Origin of the sequence: Streptomyces sp. NPDC053541 (assembly GCF_044544705.1) — a bacterium.
GTDB lineage: Bacteria > Actinomycetota > Actinomycetes > Streptomycetales > Streptomycetaceae > Streptomyces.
The window spans coordinates 180,066-192,728 of sequence record NZ_JBITXM010000001.1 but is presented as its reverse complement, the minus strand read 5'-3'; the positions used below and the strand labels follow the sequence as shown (position 1 = coordinate 192,728).

The window sequence follows — 12,663 nt, the reverse complement described above, 5'->3', positions numbered from 1 at the left end:
TTCCCGCTCCACGAAGCAAGGTGCGAAAGGCGGTCAACGGTGGCTGCGCGCAAGGAGATCGACGGCTCGGCGAGCGTCCCGCAGTTCTACGGAAAGGAGCTGCGCTTCAAGAGGGAGGCGGCGGGCCTGACGTTGGAAGGCTTAGTCGAAGGCAGCTTCTACGGCGCCACCTACCTGAGCGAGATCGAGCACGGCAAGCGCACCATGCCGCTGGACCTGGCCAGGCATGCGGATTGTGTGCTGAAGACGGACGGCTACTTCGAGCGCTGCTGCGAGGACGTCCGCAAGGCGAAGCAGGGTGCGCACGCCGCGTACTTCGCTCCGATCGCCGAGGCGGAGCAGCGCGCCCTGTCGATCGACGAGTGGAGCAACGTCCTGATCCCGGATCTGCTTCAGACGGCCGCGTACGCGAGGGCGCTCATCCACAGCACACACCCGCTGGAGGCTCCAGAGGAGGTGCAGACGAAGATCGACGCGCGCCTGAAACGCGCGAAGCTCTTCGAGAACCGGAACAGGCCCGAGTACTGGGTCATCCTGCACGAGTCCCTCCTGACCAACCCCACAGTTCCGCCCGTGGAAATGGCCGAGCAGCTCGACCACATCGCCCAGCTCGTGCGCCGGCGCCGCATCTTTCTGCAGATCCTCCAGTGGAACGCGGAGTCGATCCCCCTCATGGCCATGCCCCTGCTGTTCATCGACTTCGACGACGCGCCTCCGCTGCTCTACACGGAGGGGGCGTACCACGGCCAGACCATCGACGATCCGTCCATCGTGAAGCAATACCGCAAGGCTTACGATCGGTTGAGGGCCGCCGCCTTGCCGCCGGAGGCGTCCCTCGCCCTCATCGAACAAGCGGCTGAGGACTACCGACATGGCCAGCAACGCCCTTGATCTGACCGCCGTGCTCTGGCGCAAGAGCAGCTACAGCAACGGAGACGGCGGCAACTGCGTCGAAGTGGCCGACAACACCCCCGGCCTCGTCCCCGTCCGGGACTCCAAGCGCCCCGATGGGCCGGTGCTCGTCGTCACGGCCGCCGCGTGGGCGCACTTCGTCGCGGGGGTCACCACGGGGTGAGCTGAAAACCCCGCTCGCGCCAGTCCGCGAAGGTCGCCGGGCGGCCGGCCACCTTCAGGGGGAGGATCTGGTCGCAGGTGGCGCGGGCGTCGAACCACATCTCGCCGCGGTGCGGGCCGGTGACGACCAGGAGGGTGTTGAAGCCGCAGCCGCCTTCCTGGAGGTAGACGGCGCCGGCGGTCTTCCGTTCCTGGAGGACCCCGCACTCGTCGTCCCAGGCGGCCCAGGCCTCCGCGTCGTCGTACGGGGGCTCGCGGGCGTCCAGTTCGTCGTCGTAGGCGGCGTAGGAGTCGGGGTGCGGGAAGGGCTCGGTGAGGAGGTCGTAGTTGGTGTCGGTGTCGCCGGACCAGACCCAGCCGCGCGGCCCGCGCCAGAGCGCTCGGAAGCGCCCGCCGCGGCCCACGTGGAGCAGGTGCTCGCGGTAGGCGTCCGGGAAGGTGATCCCGAGGTCGCGCTCGGCCTCGCTGGCCTCCGCCTCGGTCAGTGGCGGATGCGCGGGGTCCAGGGGCGGCGCGGGGTCGTGGCGGTGGCCGCGGAACAGGCGCTCGTACTCGGCCGCCCAGTTGATGCCTGCGGTCATCCGCCGAAGGTAACACCCGGTCGGGGGCCGTCATGCGGTGGCCCGTGCGTGGCGGGCGAGCGCCCGGGAGGGGTAGAGGGCGGTGAACAACGCCGGCGCGGCGAAGCCCACGACCTTGAGGGCGATCACGGCGAGGGTCGCATGGGGAGCCTCGTGCAGGAGGGCGGCGAGGCCTGCCGAGGTGACGGTGAAAGCGGCGGCCCAGACGCCCGAGATGACGGCGTTGATGTGGCGGAACAGCGGCGAGTCCCAGGCCTCGCGGGGCGCCTTGCGGCGGGCGATGCCCAGGGTGAACGGGCGCCGGATGGCCACGGACGTCCAGGCTGTGACGGCCAGCCAGGCCAGCGACAGCGCTGGCGCGTAGTTCCGCAGCGGAGACTCCGGGACGCACAGGGACACCACCCCGAGCACGGCGAAGAAGGCGACTCCGCTGGTCTCCATGACCACTTCGTCCCAGGCGCGGCCCGCCTTGCGGTCGGCGACGAGCAGGCCTCCCGCCAGGACGAGTCCGGCGGCGGCGCCGTAACGCCAGTCGAGCCGGGTGGCGACGGTGACGAAGACGATCCACGGGACGAAGCCTCGGATCTGCGACATGCTGAACCCCCCATATTCCAGTTGTGACAGGTCGAAGCTAGAACCTCCAGCATTGACATGTCAATGTTGGAGGGTAGGGTGAGGTCATGAGCCTGCGTCACGCCGTCTTGGGACTTCTCGCCGAGCAACCGGCCAGCGGATATGACCTGTTGAAGACCTTCCAGGAGTCGCTGGTCAATGTCTGGCCGGCCACCCAGAGCCAGCTGTACGGGGAGCTGGCCCGGCTCTCCGAGGCCGGGCTCGTCTCCGTGCGGGCCGAGGGGCCGCGTGGGCGCAAGGAGTACGCGATCACCGACGCCGGCCGGGCGGAGCTGCGGCACTGGCTGCTGGAGGTCGAGCCCGAGCGCGTGCGGCGCAGCGACACGCTGCTCCGGGTCTTCCTGCTCGGCTCGGTGACGCCGGAGCAGGCCCGTGACTTCCTGCGGGAGCGGGCGGAGGCGTCGGCCGAGCGCCACGCCGAGCTGAGCGCGTTCGCCGACGCGCGGGCCTGGGGCGACGGGCACCTCTCGCTCTACGGCAGGCTCACCCTGGAATGGGGGCTGCGCTTCAGCGCGATGCAGCGCGAGTGGGCGCAGTGGGCCACGGAACAGGTCGAGGCCGCGGCCGAGGAGTGAACCTCACCGGCCGTGCGGATGCCGCCTTCGAGGCGGCGACCCGCCTCAGTCCCGGCGTCTGGGCCGACCGGGATGGCTTGCGGGGCCAGGTAGGTGCTTTAGGGCCTCTTGCGGAAGTGCACCGCTGGGCAGTTGAGTCCTACGGGTCGGTACAGTCGCGTGCATGCTGAAACCAGTGTTGCGTGTAGTTGAAGCGGGTGGTCGTACTGTGGACGATCCGACCGGGATGGCGGGAGGCGTTGCCGTGGACCCCGATGCCTTTTCAGCGAGGGGTTACAGCCATTCGTTGATCGCCGCGACCAGGACGGTCGCCTCGTAGCGGACCGCGAGATTGTCGTAGCGCGTGGCGACAGCGCGGTGTCTCTGGAGGCGGTTGGTCCCGCACTCGATTGCGTGACGCTGGCGGTAGTCGGCCGGGTCGAAGCGCGGCGGCCGGCCGCCGCCGGAGCCGAGCTTCTGGCGGTTGCGGGCCTGGTCGGCCTTGTCCGGGGCGCTGGTGCGCAGCCGTCCGATCACGGAATGACAGCCTCGGCCTGCGGGTCGAAACACACCAGGCCATGCTTCCGCGCCAGGGCGGCGAGAGCGCGTGTCATCACGTGCTGCCTGGACCAGGACACACTCGCCACGACGAAGGCCTCGCTGCAATACAGCGGACTCATCCACGGGGAGGCGTCCATGTTCTCCTCGGTCAGGTCGGGAAAGACGCTGACGAGGTCGGCCAGGAAGGCGCCGACTGCCACATGCGACTCGACCGCTCCGGGGCTCTCGTCAAGGATCGCCCGATACGTTCCCAGCGCGCTCACGTTGTCGACCGGGATCGCCGAGTGCCAGAACGCGAGGTCAAAGCTCATCACGCGGCTCCCGTCCGTTGGCCGGTTGAGTGTTGACCGGGCAGGTGCACCGTATCCCGTGCCGGCGCCTTCCCGGTTCACTCCACCGGATCGCGCCAGGCGGCGACGAGGTCCTCGAAGTCCGGGAAACGGATGCCGGGAACGGTCTCGCCGCTGAGCGCCTCGCCGTTGAGCCAGCAGAGGTCGAAGACGCGGGTCTCGGTGTCGAGGAGGCAGCACACACCGCCGGTGGTGGCGGTGAGGTCGGTGAACAATTTCCTGACGCTCGCGGACTGCTCGAACATCCGGCTCATGCCGGTGGTCGCGGCCATGAAGTTCAGCGATGCGAAGTTCGGGTGCCGTGATCCGGAGAAGGTGACCGTCAGGTAGACGTACCCGACCGACACCCGTCCCTGCTCGTCGACCCTGTCGCTGTCGCGGAGGAAGAACTCGCGCACCGCGTCGTCGACGCCGACGGCGATCACGGTGTCCAGTTGGAGCCTGCCGCCAGCTGAACAGTCGACCGGTTCGCTCTTGAAGTTCGAGGTGAACGGCACGATCACCTGCTCTCCGCCCGGCAGGGTCACCGGGAGCGGCGGTGTGTTGTGGCCTTGCGGAGCGAGCTCGGCCAGGCGGGTCAGTGCCCTCCCGACGTTCCGAGGGGGAGTGAAGATCTCATAGCTGTAGTCCAACCCCATACGCATCACCTCTCCTGTCCTGAACCGTCATCCTGTCGCGATCGCGCGCGACCCCTACGACCGCGCGCCCTGCATCCACTCGTCCGCCAACAGGCCCAGGATGACCTCGTCCAGGAATTCGCCGAGGACCCAGGCCGAGGAGCGGAGGACGCCCTCGCGGGTGTAGCCGTTGTGGGCGGCGGCGCGGAGCATGGCGTGGTTGTCGGCGAGGGTTTCGATCTGGAGGCGGTGGAGGCCGCGGACCACGAAGCCGTAGTGGGTGAGGACGGCGACGACGTCCGTGCCGTAGCCCTTGCCGCGGGCGGCCGGGAAGAGGCCGAGGCCGATGTGGGCGTTGCGGCTGTGGGTGTCGATGCCCCAGAGGGTGGCGGCGCCGACGAGGGAGCCGCCCTCCAGTTCCACGACGGAGAAGTGGACGACGCGCTCGTTCGTGTCGTCCACCACGAGCCGGGGGTCCTTCGCTCCGGGCGTGATCGGGCGCCACGGGGCGGCCTCCGCGCGGGAGCCGTTGACGACGTCGTCGTAGAGCTCGGTCCGCAGGAGCGGGATGTCTTCGTCGTGGCGGGCGCGCAGCGCGACCTTCGTTCCCCTCAGCATGTGAGAGTCCTATCCGACCCGGTCGAGCGGCGGCAATCCGATTAACGCACCGCCGGGCGCGGTAAGTTGCGGCGATGACCGCACTCGCACCTGACGCCTGGCCGCCGGCCGCGCCGATCGCCACCGAACGCCTGCTGCTCCGTCCCGCCGAGGCCCGCGACCGGGCCGCGTTCGTCGTGCTGTACTCCTCGCCGGAGGTCGGCACCTACATCGGTGGGGCCCGGCCGCGCGAGGAGCTGGATCGGGCGATGCCCGAGGTGCCGGGGCGGCGGCCGGGGGCGTTCGTGGTCGAGCGGGACGGGACGATGATCGGCCTGGTCACGACGCTGGACCGGCCCGACGCGGAGCAGCGGGAGGCCGAACTCGGCTATCTGTTCCTGCCGGAGGCGTGGGGGCAGGGGTACGCCTTCGAGGCGTGCGCGGCGGCGCTCGGCTGGCTCACCGAAGCCCTGCCCGGCACGTCGGCGCTGCTGCGCACCCGGGCGGACAACGCGCCCTCGATGCGGCTGGCGGCCAAGCTCGGCTTCACCGAGGTCGAGCGGTACGAGGCGTACGGCGCCGAGCAGTGGCTCGGCCTCCGCACCCCATGACCCCACGGAACCAGGGCCCGCCTCCCCCGCGTCCGTCCCCGGAAAGCCCGGGCGCCGCTCGGGGCGAACCGTTGGAGGACCCGCCCATGACCGCACCCACCGCCGCCCGTTACCTCTATCTGGCCCGGCACGCGCAGGCCACGGACGACGAGGGCGCGCTGACGGAGGCGGGGCGGCGGCAGGCCGGGTTGCTCGGGGAGCGGTTGCGCGGGGTGCCGCTCGCGGCGGTGCACCACGGGCCGCTGGCCCGGGCGGCGGAGACGGCGCGGATCGTGGCCGGGCGGCTGGACGGCGTGCCGCTCGTGTGCGACCCGGCGGCCGGGGACTACGTGCCCTACGTGCCGGGGCGCGCCGAGCTGCCGGCCGGGTCGGCGGACGCGATGCTCGGGTTCCTGGCCGGGTTCCCGGCGCGGGAACGGGAGGAGGGGCCGGGGCTCGCGGCGGCGGCGGTCGCCGCGTTCACCGGGCCGGTGGCCGGGGACGAGCCGCGGCACGAGCTCGTCGTCACCCACAACTTCCTCATCGGCTGGCTGGTCCGGGCCGCGCTCGATGCGCCCGAGGCCCGCTGGATGGGCCTCAACCAGGCCAACGCGGCGCTCACGGTGATCCGTTACTCCCCCGGCCGCGCTCCCGCCCTGATGCTGTTCAACGACCTCGGGCACCTGCCGCCCGAGCTGCGCTGGACGGGTTTCCCGCCCGAGCTGCGGGTCTGAGCGGTCCGGGAGGTCCGGCCGGTTCAGGGGCGGCCCGGGTCCGGACCGGTCGGGGTGGCGCTGGCGCCGGTGCGCTCCGCGACGACCGCCAGCGTGGCGTAACGCATCGTGAAGCTCCCTCCCGCCGCGTCGACGGCCGCGCCGATGCCGGCCAGCACCTCGGCGAGTTCGGCGGGCGGGAGCCGGGTGAAGGCGCCCTGGGTGGGGAGTTGGTCGAGCCACTCCTCCCGCGTGTAGGAGTGCTCCCAGTCGAAGCGCCACCGCGCGGGGGCGGTGAACCCGCCCGCCTCGCCGATCCCGTCCGCAGCCTTGGCGCACAGCGCCGCGTACCCGTCGACGGCCGGCACCGTCCACTGGCGTACGGCGAGCGAGTCGGGCACCACCCGGCGGCAGACGTCGGCGAAGGCCCCGGCCATCGCGGGCTCGGGCAGGCCCGCGTTCCAGAAGAGGGCCAGCCGGCCGCCGGGGCGCAGCGCCCGGGCCGCCTTGGCGGCGCCGGCGACGGGGTCCACCCAGTGCCAGGTCTGGCCTGAGACGACGGCGTCGAAGGTCCGGCCCGCCGGGTCCCAGGTCTCGAAGGGTGCCACCTCGACGTCGAGTCCGTGCCCGCGCGCCACCTCGGCCATCCGGGCGTCGACGTCGACGCCCAGGACCCGGCAGCCGGCCGCGGCGAACTGCCGGGCCACGATGCCGGTGCCGCAGCCGACGTCGAGGACGTCGAGGGCCCGGCCGCCGGTGGCGATCCGGTCCACCAGGGCCTGGGGATAGCGGGGTCTGGCCCGGTCGTACCGTGCGGCGTCCGCACCGAAGGACTCCGCCACGCGGCGGTTTTCATGGGCCGGGGAGACGGGGCGAGGGGCGCGCTCCGGAGGTAAAGTGGGCATGCGCCCACTATGAGTGGGCACTTGCCCACTCGTCAAGGAGGAGACGCACCGTGCCCACTGGAGTGGCCATCCGCGACGTGCGCGGCCAACTGTTCGACGCCGCCGAGCGGGTCCTGCTCCGGGACGGCCCGAGCGCGCTCACCAGCCGGGCCGTCACCACGGAGGCGGGGTGCGCCAAGGGCGTCCTGCACCGGCACTTCGCCGACTTCGACGCGTTTCTCGCCGCGCTCGTCCAGGACCGGATCGCCCGCGTCGAGGCCGTCGCCGCCGACCTGCGCGCGTCCGCCGGGACCGGCACCGTCGCCGGCCTCCTCACCCGGGCGCTGCTGGACCTGTTCGAGCCCGTCGCGGTCGCCGTCGTCAGCCTCGTCACCTCGCGGGACGGCCTGCGCGCCCGCCTGCGCGAGGTCCGGCCGGCCGGGGTCCCGGTCCTGACCGACGCCGCGACCGCGCTCGCCTCCTATCTCGCCGCCGAACGCGAGCTGGGCAGGATCGCCGCGGACGCCGACGTCGACACGCTCGCGCCCACCCTCATCGGAGCCGTGCACATGCTGTTCGCGGACCGCCAGGCCCCGCCGGAGACGGCGGACGTCGGCCGGGTCGTGACGGCGGTCGTCGCCGGCGTCGTGGGTCCCGGCGCGGCGAACGGGCCCTCCGCGAGCGGGTGATCACGCCGGTCGCCCGCGGGCGCCTCCGTCCCGTACCGGCTCACCGCTCCGGTCGGCGGCCGTGCACCGCCCAGGCGCGGGCCGTGAGCGCGAGCGAGCCGTCCGGGGCGAGCGGGAGGGACTCGGCGTAGGCGGTGCGGAGGTGGTCGCGCTCGCCCGGGGTGAGCGAGGTGACGTAGCCCGGGGCCGGGCCCTGGCCGGCCAGGAAGGGGTTCCAGAGGTCCTCGAAGTCGGTGAAGACCGTGGGGACGTCGATCGGGGCGGTGGCGACCTCCGTCAGGCCCGCCTCCGTCCACAGGCTGTGCAGCCGCTCGGGCCGGCAGAGCGGGAAGCGCCGGCCCTCGTCGAAGGCGACGGCGCCGGCCGGGTCGACGGTGGCGACGGCATCCCAGAAACGCCGCAGGAAGCCCGGGTGCTCGGCGTAGTCCCAAACGTACGCGGCGACCAGGCCGTCGCCCGGGCGCACCGCGCGCGCCAGTTCGGCGGCTCCGGCGGCGGGGTCGGCGAGGAAGTTGAGGGTCAGGCCGCTGACGGCGACGTCGTACGCGCCGTCCGGCACCGGCAGCGCCGCCGCGTCCGCGACGGCGAACCGGCCGTCCGGGACCTGCTCCCGGGCCGTACGGACGAAGGGCTCCGACAGGTCCACTCCCAGGAGCGCACGGGGCCGGCAGCGTTCCGCCACGGTGGCGGACAGGGCGCCGGTGCCGCAGCCCGCGTCCAGCCAGCGCAGCCCGTCCGAGCGGGCGAGCCAGGCCGTGAGCCAGGGCGTGAACCGGGCGGCGACGAGCCGGCTCCAGCGGCCCATGTACCGCTCGTACGCCGGGCCGGTCTCCCATCTGTCCATGGCGCCGCCACCCTCCTCCCCGCCCCCTCCTCGTGCCCTCTCCTCAGTCCAGCGTCTCCTCCTTGCCCGGTGCGAGCCAGCGCAGCCGGTCCGCGAGTTCCGGGTCCGCCGCGAAGGCGGCGGTGATCCGGGCCGGGTCCTCGGCGAGGTGGTCCCAGGAGTCGAAGTGGAGGGGGATCACCCGGTGGGCGCCGAGGGTGCGGGCGACGGCCGCGCCCTCGGCGGCGCTGAGGGAGAAGGCCAGGTCGCCGGTGGACGGGAAGTGCGCGTCGCCGAAGTGCAGGAAGGCCGTGTCGAGGGCGGTGAAGCGCGCGCCGATCTCGGCGAGCGCGTCGTGGCGGACGGTGTCCCCGGAGACGTACAGCGTGCGCGGGCGAGGACGTGGACGCGAGCCCGGCCGGGGCCCGGACCCCGCCGTGGTCTCGGCCTGGCCCTCGCCGGGCCCGGCGCCGTCACCCGGACCCCCGCCCGGCCCGGCGCCGTCGCCCGCACCCGCGCCCCGCCCCACCTCGATGACGAAGCCCGTCACCGGGCCCGTCGCCTGCTCCGTGCCCGCCGGGCCGTGCCGGGCCGGGGTGGCCGTGACGGTGACGGTCGTGGCGCCGGCGGTGACGGTGCGGGTCTGCCAGGGGCTCAGGCCCTCCGCCCGGCCGCCGAGGCGGGCCGCGGCCTCCGGGGTGGTGAGGACCAGGCCCGCGCGGGCGAGCACCTCGCGGCCGGTGCGGTCCAGGTTGTCGGCGTGCTGGTCGTGGGAGAGCAGCACCAGGTCGATCGGCGGCAGCGCATCGGCCGGCAGGGCGGGGCCCGCGGTGCGGTGGAGGGGGCGGGCGGCCGGGTAGTCGGCGGGGGCCGCGTCGAAGGCGGGGTCGGTGAGGACGGTCAGTTCGCCGATGCGCAGCAGCACGGTGGCCGTGCCGATGTAGGTCGCGGTGACGGGAGTGGCGGCGGGGGCGGCGGCGGTCATGGTCTTGCACCTCCTGGAACGGGGTACGACTCGACACCGGCGAAACTAGACCGATCGGTCTCGGTTCGTCAAATGAACCTTGCACTTCAGGGGTTGGCGACATGCGGGCACGCACGCCGGGGAGAACCGGTGAGGGGCGTTCCCGGCCCGGGCGCCGCGCCGGGCGGAATACGATCGGGGGCGTCGGAGGCTGATCACGGCCGACGGCACCACCATCCTCAGTCGAAGGAGAGATTCCTCATGGCGCAGGTCGCGCTCAAGGGCAACCCCGTTACGGTCGACGGCATCCTGCCCGCCGCGGGCAGCCAGGCTCCCGCGTTCACCCTGGTCGGCGAGGGTCTCGCGGACAAGTCGCTGAAGGACTTCGCGGGCAAGCGCAAGGTCCTCAACATCTTCCCGAGCGTCGACACCCCCACCTGCGCCGCGTCGGTGCGCGCCTTCAACGCCAAGGCCTCCGAGCTGGACAACACCGTGGTGCTCTGCATCTCCGCGGACCTGCCCTTCGCGCAGGCCCGCTTCTGCGGCGCCGAGGGCCTGGAGAACGTGCAGAACCTCTCCACCCTGCGCGGCCGCGAGTTCCACACCGACTACGGCGTCGCGATCGCCGACGGCCCGCTGGCCGGCCTGACCGCCCGCGCCGTCGTCGTCCTCGACGAGGACGACAAGGTCCTGCACACCGAGCTCGTCAACGAGATCTCGCAGGAGCCGAACTACGAGGCCGCGCTCTCCGCCCTCAAGTAGTCCCCCGGCCCCGCAGCGGTCCACCGCAGCACCCGCACCACCCCCGGGCCCGCCCGGCGCAGCACCGTCGCGCCGGACGGGCCCGCGGCGTACCGCCACGCCTCACCGGAGACGCCTCACCGGCCACCGCCACGGGCTCGCGGGGCGGGCCCGGCGGGCGGAGACTGGAGGGGTAGCGCGGCCGCCAGGCAGGGGTGCCCTGGAGGAACGACATGGGCGGCATGGGCAGTACGGCGGTGCAGGACCTGCGCGAACGTCTGCGCGGCGAGGTGATCGGCCCTCGGGACGAGGGCTACGACGAGGCCAGGACCGTCTACAACGCGATGGTCGACCGGCGGCCCGCGGCCGTCGCGCGGTGCGCGGACCAGTCGGACGTGCGGACGGCGGTGCGCTACGCCCGGGAGACCGGCACCGATCTGTCGGTGTTCGGCGGCGGGCACAGCGGCGGCGGGCTCTGCATGATCGACGACGCGCTGGTGGTGGACCTGTCGCACGGGCTGCGCTGGGTACGGGTCGATCCGGCGGCCCGCACCGCGCTGGTCGGCGGCGGCAGCCAACTCGGCGACCTGGACCACGAGGCGCACGGACACGGGCTCGCCACGCCCGCCGGGATCATGTCGACGACCGGCGTCGGCGGGCTCACCCTGGGCGGCGGGCACGGACACCTGACCCGGGCCCACGGGCTCACGATCGACAACCTGCTCGCGGCGGACGTGGTGCTGGCCGACGGCACCGCGGTCACCGCGTCCGCCGACGAACACCCGGAGCTCTTCTGGGCGTTGCGCGGCGGCGGGGGCAACTTCGGCATCGTCACCGCGTTCCGCTTCGCGCTGCACCCGGTGGACACGGTGGGGCTCGGGGTGACGCTGTGGGAGCCGGAGCACATCGGGGCGGTGCTGCGCTGGTACCGGGAGTTCCTGCCGGCCGCGGCGGAGGAGCTGAACGGATTCTTCGCCACGCTGACGGTGGCACCGGGGCCGCCGTTCCCGGAGGGGATCCACCACCGGAAGATGTGCGGGGTGGTGTGGTGCACGACCGGGCCGACGGACGAGGAGGCGCTGGCGAAGCTGTTCGCGCCGGTCTCCGATCCGGCCCCGCCGGCCTTCCACTTCGCGACGCCGATCCCGTACCCGGCGATCCAGGCGATGTTCGACGAGCTGATCCCGAAGGGGCTCCAGTGGTACTGGCGGGGCGACTTCTTCGACCGGATCACGGACGAGGCGATCGACGTGCACCGCGCGTTCCTGGAGAACGTGCCGACCGAGCTGTCGACGATGCACCTGTACCCGGTGGACGGCGCGGCGCACCGGCCCGGCCCGATGGACACGGCCTGGGCCTACCGTGACGCGGTCTGGTCCGGGGTGATCGCCGGCATCAGCCCGGAGCCGGGCGAGGCGGGCGCGATCCGGGACTGGGCGGTGGACTACTGGGAGGCGCTGCACCCGCACTCGATGGGCGGCTCGTACGTCAACTTCATCGGGCAGGACGAGTCGCCGGACCGGGTGAAGGCGACGTACCGCGGGCACTACGAGAGGCTCGCGGAGGTGAAGCGCACGTACGACCCGGACAACGTCTTCCGCCACAACCAGAACATTCGTCCGGCGGAGCGATGAGTTCTCCGGTGATCATGGGTCGTAGTGGGTGCAACGACTTCACTGGGACCGGGAAACCGGAAAACCGAGAAACCGAGGAACCGCCATGCGTCAGCTGATCGCCTCCGCCTTCGTCTCGCTCGACGGCGTCGTCGAGGCCCCGGGCGGCGAGCCCGGCTACCGGAACTCCGGCTGGACCTTCAAGCACACCGAGTTCCTGCCGGAGGCCTTCGAGATCAAGGGCCGCGAGCAGCGGGAGGCCACGGCGATGCTGCTCGGGCGCACCAGCTACGAGGCGTTCAGCCCGGTGTGGCCGGACATGGCGGACTTCGCCGACTACAAGGAGATGCCGAAGTACGTCGTGTCCACCACCCTCACCGAGGACGACCTGGTGGACAACTGGGGCGAGACGACGATCCTGCGCTCGCTCGACGAGGTCGCCGCCCTCAAGGAGACCGAGGGCGGCCCGATCATCGTCCACGGCAGCGCGACCCTGGTCCGCGCCCTCGCGGACGCGGACCTGATCGACCGCTACCACCTCCTGGTCTTCCCCCTCCTCCTCGGCGCGGGCAAGCGCCTCTTCAGCACGACGGACAAGGACGCGCAGAAGCTGGAGCTGGTGGAGCAGGAGGCGTACGCGAACGGCGTGCAGAAGCAGGTCTTCGACGTGGTGCGGTGA

The 12,663-nt window shown here is 72.5% G+C and carries 18 protein-coding genes; 9 read left to right on the top strand and 9 right to left on the bottom strand.

Features of this window, described 5'->3' with window-relative positions:
- Positions 1-39 precede the first annotated feature (39 nt).
- Together ACIGW2_RS01030 and ACIGW2_RS01025 are read left to right on the top strand one after the other, a co-directional pair.
- Positions 40-891, top strand: a complete 852-nt coding sequence (locus tag ACIGW2_RS01030; protein ID WP_399840458.1) for a helix-turn-helix domain-containing protein — start codon at positions 40-42, stop codon at positions 889-891.
- Positions 872-1,075, top strand: a complete 204-nt coding sequence (locus ACIGW2_RS01025; protein WP_356068479.1) for a DUF397 domain-containing protein — start codon at positions 872-874, stop codon at positions 1,073-1,075. The genes ACIGW2_RS01030 and ACIGW2_RS01025 overlap by 20 nt, the downstream gene beginning before the upstream one ends.
- On the opposite strand, the gene ACIGW2_RS01020 is transcribed toward ACIGW2_RS01025, so the two are convergent.
- Positions 1,062-1,655, bottom strand: a complete 594-nt coding sequence (locus ACIGW2_RS01020) for an SMI1/KNR4 family protein (protein ID WP_391652776.1) — start codon at positions 1,653-1,655, stop codon at positions 1,062-1,064. The genes ACIGW2_RS01025 and ACIGW2_RS01020 overlap by 14 nt on opposite strands.
- Positions 1,656-1,685: 30 nt before the next feature.
- On the bottom strand, positions 1,686-2,249 hold the full coding sequence (locus ACIGW2_RS01015; RefSeq protein WP_391652777.1) for a hypothetical protein: 564 nt from the start codon (positions 2,247-2,249) through the stop codon (positions 1,686-1,688).
- An 86-nt stretch (positions 2,250-2,335) separates the two neighbouring features.
- Between ACIGW2_RS01015 and ACIGW2_RS01010 the strand changes: the two genes are divergently transcribed.
- Positions 2,336-2,863 (top strand): PadR family transcriptional regulator, encoded by a 528-nt coding sequence (locus ACIGW2_RS01010; protein ID WP_391652778.1) that lies wholly within the window; start codon positions 2,336-2,338, stop codon positions 2,861-2,863.
- A gap of 273 nt (positions 2,864-3,136) precedes the next feature.
- On the opposite strand, the gene ACIGW2_RS01005 is transcribed toward ACIGW2_RS01010, so the two are convergent.
- The 4 genes from ACIGW2_RS01005 to ACIGW2_RS00990 all read right to left on the bottom strand — a co-directional run bounded on the left by ACIGW2_RS01005 (position 3,137) and on the right by ACIGW2_RS00990 (position 4,988).
- On the bottom strand, positions 3,137-3,379 hold the full coding sequence (locus ACIGW2_RS01005; RefSeq protein ID WP_391652779.1) for a hypothetical protein: 243 nt from the start codon (positions 3,377-3,379) through the stop codon (positions 3,137-3,139).
- Positions 3,376-3,714, bottom strand: coding sequence for a hypothetical protein (locus ACIGW2_RS01000; protein ID WP_391652780.1), 339 nt, complete (start codon positions 3,712-3,714; stop codon positions 3,376-3,378). The genes ACIGW2_RS01005 and ACIGW2_RS01000 overlap by 4 nt, the downstream gene beginning before the upstream one ends.
- A 77-nt stretch (positions 3,715-3,791) precedes the next feature.
- Complete coding sequence (locus tag ACIGW2_RS00995) at positions 3,792-4,397, bottom strand: hypothetical protein (protein ID WP_391652781.1); 606 nt, start codon at positions 4,395-4,397, stop codon at positions 3,792-3,794.
- A gap of 48 nt (positions 4,398-4,445) precedes the next feature.
- Entirely contained in the window at positions 4,446-4,988 is a 543-nt protein-coding gene (locus ACIGW2_RS00990) for a GNAT family N-acetyltransferase (RefSeq protein ID WP_391652782.1), read from the bottom strand.
- Between the two features lie 74 nt (positions 4,989-5,062).
- Here ACIGW2_RS00990 and ACIGW2_RS00985 point away from each other — a divergent pair, with 74 nt between their 5' ends.
- The gene (locus ACIGW2_RS00985) at positions 5,063-5,578 is read left to right on the top strand and encodes a GNAT family N-acetyltransferase (protein ID WP_399840457.1); all 516 of its coding nucleotides are present in this window, start codon (positions 5,063-5,065) and stop codon (positions 5,576-5,578) included.
- A gap of 86 nt (positions 5,579-5,664) precedes the next feature.
- Positions 5,665-6,291 carry a histidine phosphatase family protein gene (locus tag ACIGW2_RS00980; protein WP_399840455.1) on the top strand — a complete coding sequence of 209 codons (627 nt, stop codon included), beginning with the start codon at positions 5,665-5,667 and terminating at the stop codon, positions 6,289-6,291.
- A gap of 23 nt (positions 6,292-6,314) precedes the next feature.
- On the opposite strand, the gene ACIGW2_RS00975 is transcribed toward ACIGW2_RS00980, so the two are convergent.
- Positions 6,315-7,175 carry a class I SAM-dependent methyltransferase gene (locus ACIGW2_RS00975; RefSeq protein WP_399840454.1) on the bottom strand — a complete coding sequence of 287 codons (861 nt, stop codon included), beginning with the start codon at positions 7,173-7,175 and terminating at the stop codon, positions 6,315-6,317.
- A gap of 50 nt (positions 7,176-7,225) precedes the next feature.
- On the opposite strand from ACIGW2_RS00975, the gene ACIGW2_RS00970 reads away from it, so the two are divergent.
- On the top strand, positions 7,226-7,843 hold the full coding sequence (locus ACIGW2_RS00970) for a TetR/AcrR family transcriptional regulator (protein WP_392172937.1): 618 nt from the start codon (positions 7,226-7,228) through the stop codon (positions 7,841-7,843).
- Between the two features lie 40 nt (positions 7,844-7,883).
- Here ACIGW2_RS00970 and ACIGW2_RS00965 read toward each other — a convergent pair whose 3' ends face one another.
- Both ACIGW2_RS00965 and ACIGW2_RS00960 read right to left on the bottom strand, forming a co-directional pair.
- Entirely contained in the window at positions 7,884-8,687 is an 804-nt protein-coding gene (locus ACIGW2_RS00965) for a class I SAM-dependent methyltransferase (RefSeq protein ID WP_399840452.1), read from the bottom strand.
- A gap of 43 nt (positions 8,688-8,730) precedes the next feature.
- On the bottom strand, positions 8,731-9,651 hold the full coding sequence (locus ACIGW2_RS00960; protein ID WP_399840450.1) for an MBL fold metallo-hydrolase: 921 nt from the start codon (positions 9,649-9,651) through the stop codon (positions 8,731-8,733).
- Between the two features lie 240 nt (positions 9,652-9,891).
- On the opposite strand from ACIGW2_RS00960, the gene tpx reads away from it, so the two are divergent.
- The 3 genes from tpx (at position 9,892) to ACIGW2_RS00945 (ending at position 12,663) form a co-directional block, all read left to right on the top strand.
- Entirely contained in the window at positions 9,892-10,392 is a 501-nt protein-coding gene (tpx, locus tag ACIGW2_RS00955) for a thiol peroxidase (protein WP_391652787.1), read from the top strand.
- Positions 10,393-10,613: 221 nt separating this feature from the next.
- Complete coding sequence (locus ACIGW2_RS00950; RefSeq protein ID WP_391652788.1) at positions 10,614-12,005, top strand: FAD-binding oxidoreductase; 1,392 nt, start codon at positions 10,614-10,616, stop codon at positions 12,003-12,005.
- An 85-nt stretch (positions 12,006-12,090) separates the two neighbouring features.
- Positions 12,091-12,663, top strand: coding sequence for a dihydrofolate reductase family protein (locus tag ACIGW2_RS00945; protein ID WP_361574450.1), 573 nt, complete (start codon positions 12,091-12,093; stop codon positions 12,661-12,663).